This window comes from Nakamurella sp. GG22, from assembly GCF_052976845.2.
This window is the reverse complement of record NZ_JBRIIO020000003.1, coordinates 1-17,954: the sequence shown is the minus strand read 5'-3', so window position 1 is coordinate 17,954 and position 17,954 is coordinate 1. Positions and strand designations below refer to the sequence as shown.

Sequence of the window (17,954 nt, the reverse complement as noted above, 5' to 3'; positions counted from 1 at the left end):
GTAGTCAATGCAGCGGGTCCCGAGGGGTCCCCGGCACAAGGGATCGAGAGGGCTCATGGCACGCATCGGTGATGGAGGGGATCTGCTGAAGTGCTCTTTCTGCGGAAAGAGCCAGAAGCAGGTGCGCAAGCTCATCGCCGGCCCCGGGGTGTACATCTGCGACGAATGCATCGATCTGTGCAACGAGATCATCGAGGAAGAACTCGCCGAGACCAGTGAGGTCAAGCTCGACGAGCTCCCCAAGCCCACCGCGATCCGGGAGTACCTCGACCAGTACGTGATCGGCCAGGACGTCGCGAAGAAGGCCTTGTCCGTCGCCGTGTACAACCACTACAAGCGGATCCAGGCCGGTCCCGACCGTGGCCCCGAGCCCGTCGAGCTGGCCAAGTCGAACATCCTCATGCTCGGCCCGACGGGCTGCGGCAAGACCTATCTCGCGCAGACCCTGGCGAAGATGCTGAACGTCCCGTTCGCCATCGCCGACGCCACCGCGCTCACCGAGGCCGGATATGTCGGCGAGGATGTCGAGAACATCCTGCTGAAACTGATCCAGGCCGCGGATTATGACGTCAAGCGCGCCGAGACAGGAATTGTCTATATCGACGAGGTCGACAAGATCGCCCGCAAGTCGGAGAATCCGTCGATCACCCGCGATGTTTCCGGTGAAGGCGTCCAGCAGGCCCTGCTGAAGATTCTCGAGGGCACCCAGGCGTCCGTGCCGCCGCAGGGCGGCCGCAAGCATCCGCACCAGGAGTTCATCCAGATCGACACCACCAACGTGCTTTTCATCGTGGCTGGCGCCTTCGCCGGCCTGGAGAAGATCGTCGGTGAGCGGGTCGGCAAGCGTGGTCTGGGATTCGGCGCCGAGGTGCGCAGCAAATTCGAGATCGACGGATCGGACATCTTCTCCGACGTGATGCCGGAGGACCTGATCAAATTCGGGCTCATCCCGGAATTCATCGGCCGGCTGCCCGTCGTCGCATCGGTGACTAACCTGGACAAGGAATCGCTGGTCAAGATCCTGACCGAGCCCCGCGACGCCCTCTCCAAGCAGTACCAGCGGTTGTTCGACATGGACGGCGTCGGCCTGGAGTTCGAACCGGACGCGCTCGACGCCATCGCCGACGAGGCGATCCTGCGCGGCACCGGTGCGCGCGGTCTGCGGGCGATCATGGAGGAAGTCCTGCTGCCCGCGATGTACGAGGTACCGGGCCGGGACGACGTCGAGCGGGTCGTCGTCAACGCGGAGACCGTGCGGTCCAACGTGTACCCGACGATCGTCCCCCGCGCGCCCAAGCGGACCCCGCGGGAGAAGTCGGCCTGAGCCGGTCGGCGCCCCCGCGCCGACCCGCCCCGGTCAGCCTCCGCAGTTGGCCGACAACCACGCGTCGATGTTGTTCTGGGCCGTGCTGAACTCGTCGCTGCTGAAGATCTGGGACGCGTCGGTCAACGACTTACCGTTGGCCTCCGCCGCGGCGTCGGTCAGCACCTTGATGTCTCCGGCCAATTCCGGCGGGACGTTTGCACTGAGCTCGGACAGCGACTTGTTCAGGTCGCCGGCGTTGAAGCCCTCGGTGCCGCCGAACAGCGCCGGCAGCAGCGCGAGACTGATGTTCGCGTAGGCGCTGGCAACCGCCAGACAGTCGGAGTTGTAGCCGGGGATGCTCAGATCGGTCAGCTGGGTCAGCTCCGTGAGCTCGCTGAGCTCGCTCGGGATGCTGAAATCGGTCGGGATGCTGAGGTCCGTCGGGATGCTCAGTTCGGTGGGGAGTTCACTGAGCAGCTCGGTCAGGTCGGTGGGCCGTGCCGTGTCCTGGCTGGTCGTCTCGACGCTCGTGGACAGTTCCTCGCTGGTGCTCGCGGCGTCGGTGGTCATGGTCGCGGCGGCTTCGGTGTTGGCCTGCGCCGAGCCCTGGACGGAGGAACCGCACGCTGCGACCGCCAGGATGGTGGCCGCCCCGAGGGCGAGAGCGGCGGTGATGGGGAAACGAGACCTCATGTTCACTCCTGCGGACGCACGCGGTGGGGAGAGCGGCTGGGCTCTCGGATCGTAGCCGCAGGAGCCTCGCGGTATGCCCCTTGATACCCACTGTTGTCCGAATCTCACCCGCCTTCGAGCGAGCGGCGGATGCCGCTCAGCCGCCGGATCCGGCGACCCGTCGCCCGCCGGAATACAGGTTGAATCCCCGGGCCGAGGTGAACCCGATGAGCGTCAGCCCGGTTTCCGAGGCGAGTTGCACCGCGAGTGAGGAAGGGGCCGACACGGCGATCAGCATTCCGGCGCCGGCCAGCACGGCCTTCTGCACGAGTTCGAACGACGCGCGTGAGGAGGTCAGCAGGGCCCGGCCGGCGATCGGCAGTTCGTCGGCGAGGATCGCGGCGCCGATCACCTTGTCCATCGCGTTGTGCCGTCCGACATCCTCACGGATGGTCGAGATCTCACCGCTGGGCGAGGCCAACGCGCAGGCATGGACGCCACCGGTCTTCGCGAAGGCCTGCTGCCGCTCGCGCAGCCGGTCCGGCAGCGCGGCGATGACCTCTGGATCGAAGAACGGCCCGTCGGGCGGGGTGTACCGGGTCGCCTTCTGCAGGGCCTCGATCGAGGCCGTCCCGCAGACACCGCACGCCGAACTGGTCACGAACGCGCGCGGCGCGGCCGCCCGGCCGGCGACGTCCGGGTCGGCGAGGGTCACGTCGAGCACGTTGTAGGTGTTCTGGCCCTCGGAGTCCACGCCGGCGCAGTAGCGGACCGCCAGCACGTCGTCCTTGGCGGTGATGATGCCCTCGGCGTGCAGCAGACCGTGGACGAGTTCGATGTCGGCGCCCGGCGTCCGCATGGTCGTCGAGAGGGCGGTGCCGCCGATCCGGATTTCCAGCGGCTCCTCGCCGGCGACGGAGTCCGGACGGGAGACGAACGCCCCGTCGCGGTAACGCCGGATCGGCGTGCGGATGGTGACGCGGCTCACCGCTCCACCATGCCAGCACTCACCGCCGGACCATGCGGATCTCCAGGATGCCCACCGAGTCGGCGCGCTCTTCGCCGTCCGGGATGAAGTCGTGATGGACGTAGAAGGCACTCGCGCGAGGGTTGTCCCGGTAGACCCAGAGGGATGCCGGTCCGTCGCCCACGACCGCCTGCAGCAGGTCGTCCGCTAGGCCGGATCCCTGATGTGCCTCGCGCAGATAGATCGCATACAGCTCTCGCTCGACCGGCGCGTCCTCGTCCTTGGTAGGCCCGGCGATGGCGATGCCCACCACCTCGCCGTCCTCCTCGACCAGGAAGTGGTCGGCGACGCCCGCCTCGATCTCCTTGCGGCGACGCACCGACATCTTCTTCACGTCGAAGTCGTCGAACCGTTCGGACCCCCACAGCTCCGCATACGCTTCGCGCCAGCACTCCAGATGGCAGGCCGCGAACGCCTCGGCGTCCTCTGGCAGTGCGCGGCGGATGGTGGGAGTCGGGCTCATACGACCACCTTTCGGCGACAATGTTGGGTGAGGCCGATGGTGTGCCCGATCCTGGCCTCGTTCATCGGGATCGGTTCGTGTTGGTCCAGGCTAGTGCACCCGGACATCCCGTTTTCCGCGGTGGGTGGCACCCCGGCGCTGTTCTGCTGACAGCCGATTCCCGTTCATGTCGCGGCCACCCGACGTGCGGATATGTCGGGATCGGCGGTGTCGTGGCCTGGACCTCGGTGCCGCCGGCCCCCGCGCGCTTGTGCCTGTGGCCGGGCACCGGGTGGCACCATGTCGTGGTGCCCGTTTACCGCGACTCCGCTGTGGTGCTGCGGGTGACGAAGCTCGGCGAGGCCGATCGCATCGTCACCCTGCTCACCCGCAGGGAGGGCAAGGTGCGGGCCGTCGCCAAGGGGGTGCGGCGTACCAAGAGCCGGTTCGGCAGCAGGCTGGAACCGTTCAGCCACGTCGATCTGCAGCTCTACGCGGGGCGGAACCTGGACATCGTCACCCAGGCGGTGACGCTCGATCCGTTCGGACCGGTGCTGGCGGCGGACTACTCCCGTTACACGTGCGCGACGGCCATCGTGGAGACCGCCGAGCGGCTCACCTCCGAGGAGCGCGAGCCCACGCTGCGGCTGTACCTGCTGGTGGTGTCCGCGCTCCGGGCGCTGTCGGAAACCGGCCGTGACCCGTCGCTGGTGCTGGACGCGTTCCTGCTCAGGGCGATGGCGCTGGCCGGCTGGGCGCCGGCCCTCACCGAATGCGCGCGCTGCGGGAGCCCGGGGCCGCACAGCGCGTTCCACGTCGCCTCCGGCGGCCTGCTCTGCCCGCAATGCCGGCAGGCGGGTGCGATGGGCGCGGCACGACCGGCGTCGGCGACGATCGAGCTGATGGCGGCGCTGGCCGGCGGGGACTGGCCGATCGCCGAGAACGCCGCCGGCGCGGCGCGGCGTGAGGCGTCCGGGCTGGTGGCCGCCCTGTTGCAGTGGCACCTGGAACGGGCACTGCGATCGCTGGGCATGGTGGATCGCGGATCCGATGACGGTGCGACCGCCGATCGGACGGCCCTGTCGTGACCGCCCCTCGTCAACCCCGGCCGCACCCCAGCGGTGCCCGCCCGCCCGCGCTGCCGCCGGGGGCCGTGCCGGGGCACGTCGCACTGGTGATGGACGGCAACGGGCGCTGGGCCAAGCAGCGGGGACTGCCGCGGACGGAGGGGCACAAGCGCGGTGAGGCGGCCCTGTTCGATGTGGTCGAGGGTGCCATCGAGATCGGTGTCACTCACCTGTCCGCGTACGCGTTCTCCACCGAGAACTGGAAGCGCTCACCGGACGAGGTGCGTTTCCTGATGGGCTTCAACCGGGACGTGATCCGCCGGCGCCGGGACGACATGCATTCGCTGGGGGTACGCGTCCGATGGGCGGGACGGCGGCCGCGGCTCTGGCGCAGCGTGATCAACGAGCTGGAGTACGCAGAGCAACTCACCCGGGACAACCGCGTCCTGACGTTGACGATGTGCGTCAATTACGGTGGGCGCGCCGAGATCGCCGACGCGGCGAAGGCCATCGCCGTCGAGGCGGCGGCGGGTCGTATCAACCCGGCAAAGGTGGACGAACGAATGCTGGCGCGCTATCTCGACGAGCCGGACATGCCCGACGTCGACATGTTCCTCCGGCCGTCCGGCGAGCAGCGGACCAGCAACTTCCTGATCTGGCAGTCCGCCTACGCGGAACTGGTCTTTCAGGACACCCTGTTCCCGGACTTCGATCGCCGCGACCTGTGGCGCGCCTGCGAGGTCTACGCCTCCCGCCAGCGCCGGTTCGGTGGCGTCGTCGAGACTCCGGCCGAGCCGTCCCCGACATCGCAGGGAGTGGGTTCGTGACTGTCGACCGGTCCCCGGCAGGCCCGTCGACCGGGTCGGACAACGCCGCCGCCGCACCCGAAGATGCCGTGGCCGAGTCCCTCGGGGGTGAGCTGCCGCCCCCGGAGAAGCGTTACCGGCCCGGCTCGCTGGAGATCTTCGGCGCGGTGCTGCTGCTGGCCATCGCCTTCAGGGGACCGCTGGAGTCCTTCCTCGGGCATCCGGTGCTGCAGAGCTGGTCGACCGTCTTCGTCGCCATCTGTGTCCAGGCCACCCCGTTCCTGGTGCTGGGCGTGGTCGTCTCGGGGGCGATCGCGGCCTTCGTGCCAGCCGCGGTGTTCACCAGGATCCTGCCGAGCAACGCCACCCTGGCCGTACCTGTGGCGACCGTCTGCGGCGCGGCGCTGCCGGGTTGCGAGTGCGGTTCGGTACCCATCTCGAATCGGCTGATCGAGCGCGGGGTCCGTCCGTCGGCGTCGCTGGCGTTCATGCTCTCCGCGCCGGCCGTCAATCCGATCGTGCTGATCGCCACGGCCGTCGCCTTCACCAGCGAGCCGAACATGGTGTGGGCCAGGCTGATCGCCGGTCTGCTGACCGCCGTGATCGTCGGCTGGATCTGGGAGCGGATCGGCCGGCCGGAGTGGATGAAACCTCGAGTGCCCGTCTCCGCGACCAACGGCCAGTCGGGCTGGCGGGTCTTCCTGTCGACCATCCTCACCGACTTCACCCAGGCGGCCGGATTCCTGGTGATCGGCGCAGCCGCCGCGGCGACCTTCAAGACGATCGTCCCGGCGCATGTGATGGAGAGCATCGGCTCGTCGCTGCTGCTGTCCATCCTGCTGATGGCCGGTCTGGCGTTCATCCTGGCGCTCTGTTCCGAGGCTGATGCCTTTGTCGCGGCTGCCTTCTCGACCATTCCGGTGATCGGCAAGCTGGTGTTCCTGACCGTCGGTCCGGCGGTCGACGTGAAGCTCTTCGCCATGCAGGCCGGGGTGTTCGGCCGCAGGTTCGCCATCCGCTTCGCGCCGTTGACCTTCGCGGTCGCTGTGATCGTCGGGACCACCGTGGGCCTGGCGTTCTGGGGCTGGCAATGACCGCGCCCGAGCCGGTGCCGGATACGTTCGTGGGGGAGGCGGCATGAACAAGGAAACGCAATCGATCGTCGTGACGCTGCTGGGCGGGCTGCTGGTGTCCATCACGCTGTCCGGGCGGTTCACCTCGTACGTCAAGCCCGGCTTCGCTCCGCTGCTGCTGATCGGCGGCGGGATCCTGATCGTGGTCGGGGTGCTGTCGCTGATCCTGGCGATCAGGGCGGACGTCAAGGCCGACCGGGCGCGGAAGCAGGCGCTCGCGGCGCGGGCGTCCGCGGGTGGCGCGACCCAGCCGCACGCCGATCACGTCTCCGATGCCGGGGCCGGGGCCAACGCACCCGAAACAGACGCTCACGGCCATGACCACGCCTCGTCGAAGTCCCCGTGGCTCATCCTGGTCCCGGTCCTGGTGCTCCTGCTGGTCGCCCCGCCCGCGTTGGGTGCCGACGCGGTGGCCCGCAATGCTTCCTCGCAGGCACTGGCCGGAATGACGGTGGTCCCCGCCGACCAGCCCGGCAGCAAGGACGCCACCGGTGGCGGCGGCTACAAGTTCAACGACGGCAGCGGTTCCGCGGCGGACTCCGCGGGCTCACGGCGGACGATGCACTTCCCCGCGTTGGAGGGCCAGAACCCGACCGTCGGCCTGAAGGACCTGATCCTGCGCGCGCTCTACGACGCCGACTACTCGGTGCGCGACGTGCCGGTGACGGTGACCGGCTTCCTCGCGCCTGCGGGCCAGGGCTACGGCGATGGCTACACGATCGCCCGGATGGTGATCAGCTGCTGCGCCGCGGACGCCAACCCGATGCAGCTCCACGTCGCGGGGGAGGCGCCCTACCCGGCCAACACCTGGGTGCAGGCCGTGGTGACGGTGGACGCCGACACCGCGACCCTGGACAACGGCTACGTGCCGACCGTGAGCGTCGGTTCGATGACGCCCGTGGAGCAGCCGAGCGACCCGTACGAGCACTGATCAGGACAGGGAGCGGGCCTTCAGGCTCTGCGGATGCGGCCGGTGAACCAGTCCCGAATGGCCTCGAACGTGAGGGCGCCTGCAGCGGCTGACATGGTGAAGTCGTAGGCCTCATCCTCGGAGTGAGTTGGCGCGAAGCCGTTGTTGAGCAGAAAAGTCCAGGTCAGGACGACAGCAAGTCGTTCTTTGCCATCCAGCAGCGGGTGATTGCCGACCAGCGACTCGAACATCGCTGCGGCCTTCGTCGGCAGGTCCGGATAGGCGTCCGCGCCGAACACGGTGGCGCGGGGACGGGCCAGCGCGGAGAGCAGAAGTCCCACGTCACGGACGTGAAACCCGAGGCGCTCGACGACCGCGAGTGCCTCCTCATCGGTCAGGAAATCGACGTCCTCGGGCTCAGGCGCCGTCACTGCCCCAACCGGTCGAGCAGTCCGGTGTTCTCCTGGACGACTCGATCGGCATTGGCCAGGGTCCGGACAATCCGTTGCTCGCGTGTCAGGTACTCGCGAACGGCGCGGGTGACGAGTTGTTGCTTGCTCAGCCCCAGAGCGTCTGCAAGCTGCTCGAGCTGGTGGTCGAGTTCCTCGTCGAGGCGAAGCGTCATGGCCATGCCGCGATGATACCACTGTGGTATCACCGCGCAGGGTTCCGCAGGCTGTGTGTGATCAGCCGAGTTCGGCGGCCAGGGCAACCGGCAGGGTGCGGTGGGTGAACTCGAAGCCCGAGTCGTGCAGCTTGATCGGCAGCGCGCGCTGGCCGGCCAGCACCTCGTCGGCGAACTCGCCCAGGACGACCTTCAGCGCGATGCCGGGCACGATCCACGGCGCGGGCCGGTGCAGTGCGCGGCCGAGTTCCTTCGTGAACTCGGCGTTGGTCACCGGGTAGGGCGCGGTCAGATTCACCGGTCCGTGCACGGGCGCCGTCAGCAGGTGGATCATCGCGGCGATCTCGTCCGTCACCGAGATCCAGGGGAAGTACTGCTCACCGGACCCCAGCTTGCCGCCCAGCATCAGCCGGGTCAGCAGGGTCAGCTTGGGCAGCAGTCCGCCGTCCTTGCCGAGCACCAGTCCCGTCCGCAGGGTGACCACCCGGACGTCGGCCTCCGCGGCGACCGCAGTGGCGCCTTCCCAGGCGACGCAGGTCTGCCCGAGGAAGGTGTCGCCGGCCGGGGAGTCCTCGGTGATGATCTCGTTCCCGTGCGGTCCGTAGTAGCCGATCCCCGATGCGTTGATCAGCACCGGGATACCGAGCCGGGCGCACTCCGAGGCGAGCAACCGGGTGGGATTGACCCGTGACGACAGGATCAGCCGCTTGTAGTCCTCGTTCCAGCGGTGGTCTCCGACGCCGACACCGCACAGGTTGACGACGGCGTCGGCGCCGTCGAACACGGCGCTGTCGATCTCCCCGGTGTCCGGGTCCCAGACGCTCGTCCCTGGCCTTGCCGGTCCGGAGCGGACCAGGCGGGTGACCTGATGGCCGGCAGCGGTGAGCGAGGAGGTGAGCCGGGTCCCGAGGAACCCGCTCACCCCTGCGGCAACGATGTGCATCTGTGCGATCCCCACGGTGCGGTGCGATGGCGCCCGCCGGAGCGCGGGACAGCGTCAGGGCGCCATCCTAAACGGCGCCCTAACGCGGCAGGTCAGAGGCCGAGATCGCCCTCGAACTCGCCACCCTCGATGCGTCGCTTGACCGTCGCCAGGAACCTGGAGGCGTCGGCCCCGTCGATGTTGCGATGGTCGTAGGACATCGCCAGGTACATCATCGAGCGGATGGCAATGACGTCGTTGCCATCCGCGTCCTGGATCACCGCCGGCCGCTTCACGATCGCACCGGTTCCCAGGATCGCCGACTGCGGCGGGACGAAGATCGGCGTATCGAACAGCGCCCCCACCGATCCGGTGTTGGTGATCGTGAAGGTGCCGCCGAAGAGCTCGTCAGGACCGATCTTGTTGTCGCGCGTGCGCTTCGCCAGGTCAGCGATCTTGCGGGCCAGCCCGGCGATGTTCAGGTCGTCCGCGCTCTTGATGACCGGAACGATCAGCCCGCGAGGGGTGTCGACCGCGATACCGAGGTTGACGCTGCCGTGATAGGTCAGCTCCTTGAGATCGTCGGAGATCGTGGAGTTGATGACCGGGTGGGCCTTGAGGCCCTCCAGCGCCGCCTTCACGAAGAACGGCAGGAAGGACAGCTTGACGCCCTCGCGGGCCTCGAACGCGCTCTTGGCCTTCGCCCGGACCGCCGCGACCCTGGTGGTGTCGACCTCGATGACGGTCGTCAGCTGGGCGGCCGTGTCCAGGCCGTGCTTCATGTTCTTGGCGATGGACTGCCGGATGCGCGGCACCTTCTGCGTCGTGCCGATCAGCGATGCCGCTGCCGCGTCGGGCTTCGGGGCGCCCGACGGTGCCGCAGCCGCCGGGGCGGCCGGGGCTTGCGCGGCGGGAGCCGGCTTGGCGGCCTCCGCAGCGGCCGCTTTCGCAGCCTCGGCAGCCGCGACGACGTCCTCGCGGCGGATCCGGCCACCCACGCCGGTGCCCTTCACCGACGACAGGTCGACGCCGTTGTCGGCGGCGAGCTTGCGGATCACCGGTGTGACGTAGGTGCCCTCCGGGACGGGCGCGGACGGAATCGCCTGCGCGGGTGCCGACTTGGGTGCTTCCGGCTTGGGGGCCGCTGCCTTGGGTGCCTCGGGCTTCGGGGCGGGCTTGGGCGCGTCGGCCTTGGGTTCGGGCTTCGGCTCCGGCTTGGGCTCCGGCTTTGATTCCTGGGCCTTGGGCTCGGGCTCCGGCGCAGCGGCGGGCGCGGCACTCGCGTCGCCGATGACGCCGAGCTGCGCGCCGACCTCGATGGTCTCGTCCTCGCCGACGGTGATCTCCAGGAGCGTCCCGGCGACCGGCGACGGGATCTCGGTGTCGACCTTGTCGGTGGACACCTCCAGCAGCGGCTCGTCGAGTGCGACCTCGTCACCGACTGCCTTGAGCCAGCGGGTGACGGTGCCCTCGGTGACGGACTCGCCCATCTCGGGGAGCGTCACGGAGGTTCCGGACCCGGTGGCGCCGCCGACACCGGCGGTCGGCTTCTCGGCCGGAGTTTCGGTGTCGGTCGAGGGCGCTTCGGCCGGCTGCTCGCTCTCCGCGGCGGGTGCTGCGTCGGGTTCCGGTGCCGGTTCGGGTGCGCCTTCCGCGTCGGGCGGCAGGTCCCCGCTGCCGCCCGTCACCGCTCCGCTGTCGGCGGTGGCGCTCTCGCCATCGCCGCCGGACGACCCGGATCCGTCGCCGATGATGGCGAGATCGGCACCGACCTCGGCGGTCTCGTCCTCGGCGATCAGGATCTTCTCCAGCACGCCGCCGTAGGGCGAGGGGATCTCGGTGTCGACCTTGTCCGTCGAGACCTCGAGCAACGGCTCGTCGACCTCGACCTGCTCACCCTCGCTCTTGAGCCAACGGGTGACGGTGCCCTCGGTGACGCTCTCGCCGAGGGCCGGCATCTGGACGGAGTGGGACATGCGTTGCTCTCCTACCTCTGACCGGGGTCGTGCTGGTCGTGTGCGGGTGATCAGTTCCCGGTCGGGCCGGGTCCGACGCGCGGACTCGGGACCCACCGGATGGGCGAAACGGTGGGTCTGTCAGTCGTGCACGTGCAGCGGCTTGCCGGCCATCGCCAGCATCGCCTCGCCCATCGCCTCGTACTGCGAAGGGTGGCCGTGCACCATGGGTGCGACGTCCTCGGGGAAGGCCTCCCAGCCGACGATCAGCTGTGCCTCACCGATCAGCTCGCCGATGCGCGCGCCGACCATGTGGATGCCGACGATCGGCCCGTCCTTGACCCGGATCACCTTGATCCCGCCCGAGGTCTTGAGGATCTGGGACTTGCCGTTGCCGCCGAGATCGTAGACATAGGTCTCGATCTCGCCGTGCTCTTCCTTGGCCTTGGCCTCGGTGAGCCCGACGGACGCGATGTTGGGATCGCAGTAGGTGATCTTCGGGATCTTCTCGTCGGGGATGACGGCGGGGTTCAGCCCGGCGATCTCCTCGGCCACGAAGATGCCCTGCTGGAATCCGCGGTGGGCCAGTTGCAGGCCGGGCACGATGTCGCCGACCGCGTACACGTTGGGCAGGTTGGTGTGCAGTCGCTCGTCGGTGATGACGAAGCCGCGGTCCATCGTGACGCCGGCTTCCTCGAAGCCGCAGCCGGCGGTGAACGGGCCGCGGCCCACGGCGACGAGGAGCAGATCAGCGGTCAGCGTGGTGCCGTCCTCGAGCGTCACGGTGACGCCGGAGTCGTCCTGGGTCACGCCCTGGAACCGCACGCCGGTCTTGAACGCGATCTTCCGCTTACGGAATGCCCGCTCCAGAAGCTTTGCGGCCCAAGGGTCTTCGAGTGGGACGAGGGTGGGCAGCGCCTCGACGATGGTCACCTCGGTGCCGAACGAGGCCCAGGTGGAAGCGAACTCGACGCCGATGACGCCGCCGCCCAGCACGATCGCCTTCTCCGGGATCCACTCGAGGCTGAGCGCCTGCGTCGAAGTGATGACGCGGCCCTCGATGGTCAGGCCGGGCAGCGTGCGGGAGTAGGAACCGGTGGCCAGGACGACGTCCTTGCCGATGTAGGTGTCGTCGCCGACGACCACTTTGTTCGGTCCGACGAAGCGGCCCTCACCGTCGACGGTCGTGATGCCGCGCGACTTCACCAGGCCGGTGAGGCCCTTGTAGAGCCGGTTGATGATGCCGTCCTTGTACTTCAGGAGCGCCGGCACGTCGACCCCGTCGAACGAGGTCTTGACGCCGATCGACAGGCCTTCGCGGGCCTCGTCGGCGACCTCGGCGGCATGCAGCAGCGTCTTGGCCGGGACGCAACCCCAGTGCAGACAGGTACCGCCGACCTTCTCCTTCTCGATCAGCACCACCGACGAACCCAGTTCCGCGGCCCGCAGGGCGGCGGCATAGCCACCGGAACCCCCGCCCAGAACGACCAGGTCGACGTTGGTATCGGTCATCGGCGAGTACTCCCTCGTAGGTCAACGGAACTGTCGCTGCACCCGTCCGGGTGCGATGCGCTGTCCATCTTGGCATCCCGGATGCGACGGCGCCGTCCGGGTTCGCCGTCGGTGGACGGGTCGATCACGAGCAGGGCCGGCGCGCGCATCAGGGACAATGGACAGGGGAGCCGCACCCGGCAGATTCCGGACGGCGATGCGGTGGACGACGGTCGCCGCGGTCACCCGGCACCGACAGGAGAGTTCGACGATGGGCATGTTCTCGTGGCGCAAGCGCTCCAAGGAGCCACGGTCGGACGGCGGATCGTCGAAACTGAGTCGCGCCGACCGCAAGGCGGTGGCGACCGAACTGGGGGAGTGGGCGGCGGTCAGGCACGGTGTCGAGGTGTTCGTCGAGCCGAAGACAGCGGTCACCGAGACCAGCGTCGTGCTGGTCGCCCACGACGGTGAGTTCACCCGGCGCCGGATCGCCTCGCCGAAGGCCGCGCAACAGTTCGCGCACGACAACGCCCTGCCCATCTACGACGCCACCGTCGTCGGCTACCCGCAGCGGATGCGGGACTTCTCCCGCAAACAGACGATCCTGCTGCAGCGGATGGAGCAGGATTTCCTCGACGGCTGACCCCGCGCGTTCGGGCCGGACGGCTCAGCCCGTCCGGGAGATGTCGGTCAAGGTTGCCAGCAACGTCCGCACCGGCACGCCCGTCCCGCCGGGACCGGTGTAGTCGCGCGCCTTGCCGTCGTTGAAGGCCGGGCCCGCGACGTCCAGGTGGGCCCAGCTGACGCCGTCGGCCACGAACGCCGACAGGTAGTGGCCGGCGATCAGCATCCCGCCGCCCGGATCGCCGGCGATGTTCTGCAGGTCGGCCAACGGCGAGTCGAGTCCCTCCCGCAGGTGTTCGGGCAGCGGCATCGCCCAGCCGCCCTCGCCGACCTCCCTGGCCAGCTCCGCGACCCGGTCGCGCAGGGCAGGGGTACCCATCACGCCCATCGTCCGTTTGCCGAGCGCGACGATCTGCGCGCCGGTCAGCGTCGAGGTCTCCAGCAGGTAATCGGGGTTGTCCTCGCAGGCCCGGACGATCGCGTCCGCGAGCACCAACCGGCCCTCGGCGTCGGTGTTGAGCACGTGAACGGTCTTGCCGGTGCCGTTACTGCGGCCACGGGAATCGACGCCGCCGTAGTGCCGCAGGACGTCGCCGGGCCGGTACGCCGAACCGGACGGCAGGTTCTCGGCCAGCGCCGCGTAGGCCGTGACCGAGACCGGCAGGCCCAGCCGGGCCGCGGCCACGACCGTCGCGACAACCGCTGCGGCGCCGGACATGTCGCTCGTCATCTGGTCCATCTTGGCGGCCGGCTTGATGGAGATACCGCCCGAGTCGAAGGTGATGCCCTTGCCCACCAGGGCGACCGAGGCCTTCGGCTTCGAGGGTTGATAGCTGATCCGCACCAGCCGCGGCGGTCGGCTGGAGCCCGATCCGACGCCCAGGATCCCGCCGTAGCCGGCCTTCGCCAGGGCCTTCTCGTCCAGCACCTCGACCGTCAGCCCCGCCTGCTGGCCGGCCGCGGCCGCGCGGTCCGCGAAGGCGGCGGGCGGCAGGTCGTTCGGGGCCGAGTTCACCAGGTCGCGCGCGAACGCGACCGCCTCCGCGGTGATGACCGCAGCGGCCAGCGCGTCCTTGGCGGGCTTCGCGGCGGACGTGACCGCCAGCACGACGGCCTCGACCGGCGCCGAGCTGGGCTTCTTGTAGCGGTCGAACACGTACGCACCGAGCAGATGCCCCTCGGCGGCCGCGGCCAGGCCGAGCTCGCCGAGGGTGGACACGACCTTGGCCCGACCGGCGAGGGCGCGAGAAGCGGCGCCCGCCGCCTGCCGAAGCCGCTCCTGCAGTGCCGCTTCGTCGACCGAGTGGGGGTCCGGAGCATCGCCGAGGCCGACCACGACCACCCGGTCCGCGGCGATCGCGCCGCCGCCGGGGACTGTGGTCACCGAGCCGACCTTGCCGGTGGCGCCGGCCACCGCGGCTACGTCCACCGCCTCGGCGAAGGTGGCGTCGGCGGCGACCGGTCCGTCGGGTCCTGCGTACGCCGCGACGACGAGCGCGTCGGCCTTGGCGGCGGCCGGGGATGCGGTGGTCAGCGAGAGTCGGGTCATCGGTGGTCGTGGTTCCTTCGCTGAGAGAAATGGTTCGGGGGTAGTGGTCCACAGGCGGAGCCGGGACGTTCGCGGCCGCCGTGGGCCGGCGGCACCGCACTGACGGTAGTCGGCGCGACGATCCGCGACGCCGCAGGCTACCGTCGGGCAATGTCCGACTTGGCGACCGACGATTCCGGCAGCGCAACCGAGGCGCACCTGCTCCATTCCCCGTTACACGACGCCCATCTGGCGCTGGGCGCCACCATGGGCGCCTTCGGCGGCTGGGACATGCCCATCTCGTACGCCGGAGCCGGGGTGGTCGCCGAGCACACCGCGGTCCGGACGGCGGTGGGCATCTTCGACGTCTCCCACCTGGGTAAGGCGCTGGTCAGCGGACCGGGCGCCGCTGCGTTCGTGAACGGCTGCCTGACCGCCGATCTCGGCCGGCTCACCCCCGGCCAGGCGCAGTACACGATGTGCTGCAACGAAGAGGGCGGCGTCATCGACGATCTCATCGCCTACCTGGTGTCCGAGGACGAGGTCTTCCTGATCCCGAATGCGGCCAACACCGCACTCGTCGTGGCGGCGTTGGCCGCGGCGGCACCGGCAGGAGTGACGGTCACCGATCTGCACCGCGACTTCGGGGTTCTCGCCGTCCAGGGACCGGCGTCGGCGGAGGTGCTCGCGGCCCTCGACCTGCCGCACGAGCTCGACTACATGTCGTGGGTCGACGGCACCTTCCAGGGCGGCCCGGTCCGGATCTGCCGCACCGGGTACACCGGCGAACGGGGCTACGAACTCGTACCGGCCTGGGGCACCGCCCGCCCGGTCTGGGACGCGCTGGTGCACGAGGCGAGCATCCGCGGCGGGCGCCCGGCCGGCCTCGGCGCGCGGGACACCCTGCGGACCGAGATGGGCTACGCACTGCACGGCCAGGATCTCGGCGCGGAGATCAGTCCGGTGCAGGCGCGGGTCGGCTGGGCGGTCGGCTGGCGCAAGCCCCGGTTCTTCGGCCGGAACGCCCTGCTCGCCGAGAAGGCAGCCGGACCCCGGCGCCAGTCGTGGGGCCTGCTGGCCCTCGATCGCGGCGTGCTCCGCAGCCATCTGAGCGTGCTGGACGCCGCGGGCGGCCGGATCGGCGAGACCACCTCCGGGACCTTCTCGCCCACCCTCGGTCAGGGCATCGGGCTGGCGTTGATCGACACGGCAGCGGGAGTCACCGAAGGTGACGAGATCGCCGTCGATGTCCGCGGCCGCCGGATCAGGGTCAGGGTCGTCAAGCCCCCCTTCGTACCGGCGCACGTCCGCTGACCCGCCACGATCGTTCCCACCCTGATACTTGGACGTCCTAGTATTCGCGATATCGTGTGGGGATGACGACAGCGTCCTCCCCGCAGAGCCCGCTCGCCGGAGGGTTCCGGCGCGAGCTGCATCCAGCACCCATCCCCGTCAGCCGCCGGGACGAGATCCACGCCGCTCCGGGTTTCGGGCGCTACTTCACCGACCACATGGTGCTCATCGACTACGACGCCGGAGTCGGCTGGCACGATCCCCGGGTGGTTCCGTACGGACCGTTCAGCCTCGACCCGGCGACGATGGTGCTGCACTACGGTCAGGAGATCTTCGAAGGCCTGAAGGTCTTCGCGCAGCCGGACGGGTCGCTTGCTTCGTTCCGTCCGGAGCAGAACGCGGCCCGGCTGAACCGGTCCGCGGACCGGCTCGGTATCCCGCACCTGCCGGAGGACCTGTTCCTGGCCTCGATCCGTGAGCTGCTCGCGGTGGACGGCGCGTGGGTGCCGGCCGGCGGTGAATCCTCGCTCTACATCAGGCCTTTCATCATCGCGACGGAGGTCGGCCTGGGCGTCCGGCCGTCGGCGAGCTACACGTTCTGCATCATCGCCTCACCCGCAGGGGCGTACTTCCCGAGCGGTGTGAAGCCGGTCAGCGTCTGGTGGTCGACCGAGTATGTGCGGGCCGCTCCGGGCGGCACCGGCGCCGCGAAGTTCGGCGGCAACTATGCCGCGTCGCTGGCGGCGCAGGCGCAGGCCGCGGAGAAGGGCTGCGACCAGGTCGTCTGGCTCGATGCCGTGGAACGGCGGTGGGTCGAGGAGATGGGCGGGATGAACCTGTTCTTCGTCTTCGGCTCCGGATCGACCGCCGAGGTCGTCACCCCGGAACTCACCGGGTCCCTGCTGCCCGGCGTCACCAGGGATTCGCTGTTGACGCTCTCCCGGGAACTCGGGTTGACCGCGACGGAGCGGCGCATCTCCACCGACGAGTGGGCGAAGAAGGCCGACTCCGGTGAGCTCACGGAGGTGTTCGCCTGCGGCACGGCCGCGGTCATCACGCCGGTCGGGTCGGTGCTGCATGCCGGCGGTGGGTTCGACATCAACGGCGGCAAACCCGGCCCGATCAGCATGACGCTGCGCGGCGAGCTGACCGACCTGCAGTACGGGCGCAAGGCCGATACCCACGGCTGGATGACGCGGATGAACTGAGCGGCCCGCACCTGTCGCCCTTGGGTGCGCCGTTCGACGCAGCCGCTCGGCGCAGACGGCGAGAAGGCGGGTCCCGTCGGGACCCGCCTTCTGCCTACTACTGGGTACTGATCGGTGGGTGGAAGCCCACCGGGCGGCTCGATCAGCCGCGGACGACCTTGCCGGCCTTCAGGCACGAGGTGCACACATTGAGCTTGCGCACCGTGCCGGGGGCAACCTGGGCGCGGACCGGCTGGATGTTCGGATCCCAGCGGCGGTGCGTCCGACGGTGCGAGTGCGAAACACTCATGCCGAAACCGGGTCCCTTGCCACACACGTCACACACGGCAGCCACGCCGAACACCACCTGTCAAAGATTTGCGACCGGCCGCGGGGCCGATCAGAGCAGTCGTCACAGACCCGACGTGTGCCGGGCAACCTCCCCAGGGTACTGATTCGCCGTCGCCGGACCAAATTGACGCCCTGCCCGCGGCCCTGATCCGCCCAGTGCCACAGGAGCAGGGTCCACGGGCCTGCGGAGCGCTGGTTTCCCTGCTGTTGTGGCAGTGGACGAGATACACCGGCGGTGAGCGGTGCACCATGGTGCGCATGACGTCCTTCGACGCTCACATCGTCAGCAGGTGGCTGCGCCGGGCGGCCGACGCCGATGACCCGGTGATGCCGCAGTGGGGCATTGTCCTGACCGACGAGGAGGTCGCCGCCCTGGACGCCGGTGGCGCCCGGCTGGCGGCAGCCCTCGACGAGACGCCGGTCGACGGGTACGGCCCAGGGTCGGTGCTCGACGACGACTGGGGCGCGGCCGATGCGGAGTACACCGAGCTGCCGGCCCGCATGCTGCGCCGGTATCTGGACGCCTTCGCCGCCGGCGTCGGTTCGACCAGGCTGGCCTTCGCGGGAGCGGATCAGGACGACCGGGTGTCGGCGCCCACCGGTGACGTCGGCGCG

Annotated in this window: 18 protein-coding genes and 1 pseudogene; 9 read left to right on the top strand and 10 right to left on the bottom strand. The window is 69.5% G+C overall.

Translation table 11 applies throughout. The features are described from left to right. Positions 1-55 precede the first annotated feature (55 nt). On the top strand, positions 56-1,324 hold the full coding sequence (gene clpX / locus ACVBEQ_RS04300) for an ATP-dependent Clp protease ATP-binding subunit ClpX (protein ID WP_447152205.1): 1,269 nt from the start codon (positions 56-58) through the stop codon (positions 1,322-1,324). Between the two features lie 33 nt (positions 1,325-1,357). Here clpX and ACVBEQ_RS04295 read toward each other — a convergent pair whose 3' ends face one another. From ACVBEQ_RS04295 to ACVBEQ_RS04285, 3 genes are all read right to left on the bottom strand, one after another. After that, positions 1,358-1,999 (bottom strand): hypothetical protein, encoded by a 642-nt coding sequence (locus tag ACVBEQ_RS04295; RefSeq protein ID WP_447152204.1) that lies wholly within the window; start codon positions 1,997-1,999, stop codon positions 1,358-1,360. A 136-nt stretch (positions 2,000-2,135) separates the two neighbouring features. After that, the gene (fdhD, locus tag ACVBEQ_RS04290; RefSeq protein WP_447152203.1) at positions 2,136-2,966 is read right to left on the bottom strand and encodes a formate dehydrogenase accessory sulfurtransferase FdhD; all 831 of its coding nucleotides are present in this window, start codon (positions 2,964-2,966) and stop codon (positions 2,136-2,138) included. Positions 2,967-2,985: 19 nt separating this feature from the next. Continuing rightward, positions 2,986-3,468, bottom strand: a complete 483-nt coding sequence (locus ACVBEQ_RS04285) for a GNAT family N-acetyltransferase (RefSeq protein WP_447152202.1) — start codon at positions 3,466-3,468, stop codon at positions 2,986-2,988. A gap of 284 nt (positions 3,469-3,752) precedes the next feature. Between ACVBEQ_RS04285 and recO the strand changes: the two genes are divergently transcribed. From recO to ACVBEQ_RS04265, 4 genes are all read left to right on the top strand, one after another. Continuing rightward, the gene (gene recO / locus ACVBEQ_RS04280; protein WP_447152481.1) at positions 3,753-4,535 is read left to right on the top strand and encodes a DNA repair protein RecO; all 783 of its coding nucleotides are present in this window, start codon (positions 3,753-3,755) and stop codon (positions 4,533-4,535) included. Beyond that, positions 4,532-5,341: an isoprenyl transferase gene (locus ACVBEQ_RS04275; protein WP_447152201.1), complete on the top strand. Its 810-nt coding sequence runs from the start codon at positions 4,532-4,534 to the stop codon at positions 5,339-5,341. The genes recO and ACVBEQ_RS04275 overlap by 4 nt, the downstream gene beginning before the upstream one ends. Positions 5,342-5,409: 68 nt before the next feature. Beyond that, a complete protein-coding gene (locus ACVBEQ_RS04270; RefSeq protein WP_447152480.1) occupies positions 5,410-6,414 on the top strand; it encodes a permease in 1,005 nt (334 codons plus the stop codon). Between the two features lie 43 nt (positions 6,415-6,457). After that, positions 6,458-7,384: a TIGR03943 family putative permease subunit gene (locus ACVBEQ_RS04265; RefSeq protein ID WP_447152200.1), complete on the top strand. Its 927-nt coding sequence runs from the start codon at positions 6,458-6,460 to the stop codon at positions 7,382-7,384. A 20-nt stretch (positions 7,385-7,404) separates the two neighbouring features. Here ACVBEQ_RS04265 and ACVBEQ_RS04260 read toward each other — a convergent pair whose 3' ends face one another. The 5 genes from ACVBEQ_RS04260 to lpdA form a co-directional block, all read right to left on the bottom strand. After that, positions 7,405-7,794 carry a type II toxin-antitoxin system death-on-curing family toxin gene (locus tag ACVBEQ_RS04260; RefSeq protein WP_447152199.1) on the bottom strand — a complete coding sequence of 130 codons (390 nt, stop codon included), beginning with the start codon at positions 7,792-7,794 and terminating at the stop codon, positions 7,405-7,407. After that, the gene (locus ACVBEQ_RS04255) at positions 7,791-7,994 is read right to left on the bottom strand and encodes a CopG family ribbon-helix-helix protein (RefSeq protein ID WP_447152198.1); all 204 of its coding nucleotides are present in this window, start codon (positions 7,992-7,994) and stop codon (positions 7,791-7,793) included. Before ACVBEQ_RS04255 ends, ACVBEQ_RS04260 begins: the two co-directional genes overlap by 4 nt. 55 nt (positions 7,995-8,049) lie before the next feature. Then, positions 8,050-8,931: a TIGR01777 family oxidoreductase gene (locus ACVBEQ_RS04250; RefSeq protein ID WP_447152197.1), complete on the bottom strand. Its 882-nt coding sequence runs from the start codon at positions 8,929-8,931 to the stop codon at positions 8,050-8,052. Between the two features lie 92 nt (positions 8,932-9,023). Then, complete coding sequence (gene sucB, locus ACVBEQ_RS04245) at positions 9,024-10,886, bottom strand: 2-oxoglutarate dehydrogenase, E2 component, dihydrolipoamide succinyltransferase (RefSeq protein WP_447152196.1); 1,863 nt, start codon at positions 10,884-10,886, stop codon at positions 9,024-9,026. Positions 10,887-11,006: 120 nt separating this feature from the next. Beyond that, positions 11,007-12,377 (bottom strand): dihydrolipoyl dehydrogenase, encoded by a 1,371-nt coding sequence (gene lpdA, locus ACVBEQ_RS04240; protein ID WP_447152195.1) that lies wholly within the window; start codon positions 12,375-12,377, stop codon positions 11,007-11,009. 157 nt (positions 12,378-12,534) lie between these two features. Between lpdA and ACVBEQ_RS04235 the strand changes: the two genes are divergently transcribed. Further along, complete coding sequence (locus ACVBEQ_RS04235) at positions 12,535-12,999, top strand: oxidoreductase (RefSeq protein WP_447152194.1); 465 nt, start codon at positions 12,535-12,537, stop codon at positions 12,997-12,999. 24 nt (positions 13,000-13,023) lie between these two features. Here ACVBEQ_RS04235 and ACVBEQ_RS04230 read toward each other — a convergent pair whose 3' ends face one another. Continuing rightward, positions 13,024-14,529: a leucyl aminopeptidase gene (locus ACVBEQ_RS04230; RefSeq protein WP_447152193.1), complete on the bottom strand. Its 1,506-nt coding sequence runs from the start codon at positions 14,527-14,529 to the stop codon at positions 13,024-13,026. Positions 14,530-14,679: 150 nt separating this feature from the next. Between ACVBEQ_RS04230 and gcvT the strand changes: the two genes are divergently transcribed. Together gcvT and ACVBEQ_RS04220 are read left to right on the top strand one after the other, a co-directional pair. After that, positions 14,680-15,822, top strand: a complete 1,143-nt coding sequence (gcvT, locus tag ACVBEQ_RS04225; protein WP_447152192.1) for a glycine cleavage system aminomethyltransferase GcvT — start codon at positions 14,680-14,682, stop codon at positions 15,820-15,822. Positions 15,823-15,884: 62 nt separating this feature from the next. Further along, positions 15,885-17,009 carry a branched-chain amino acid aminotransferase gene (locus tag ACVBEQ_RS04220; RefSeq protein ID WP_447152191.1) on the top strand — a complete coding sequence of 375 codons (1,125 nt, stop codon included), beginning with the start codon at positions 15,885-15,887 and terminating at the stop codon, positions 17,007-17,009. Positions 17,010-17,151: 142 nt separating this feature from the next. Here the strand turns inward: ACVBEQ_RS04220 and rpmB are convergent, their stop codons facing one another. After that, positions 17,152-17,343 (bottom strand): 50S ribosomal protein L28, encoded by a 192-nt coding sequence (rpmB, locus tag ACVBEQ_RS04215; RefSeq protein WP_447152190.1) that lies wholly within the window; start codon positions 17,341-17,343, stop codon positions 17,152-17,154. A gap of 254 nt (positions 17,344-17,597) precedes the next feature. Between rpmB and ACVBEQ_RS04210 the strand changes: the two are divergent. Beyond that, a pseudogene (locus ACVBEQ_RS04210) lies at positions 17,598-17,954 on the top strand (hypothetical protein); the annotation flags it as partial.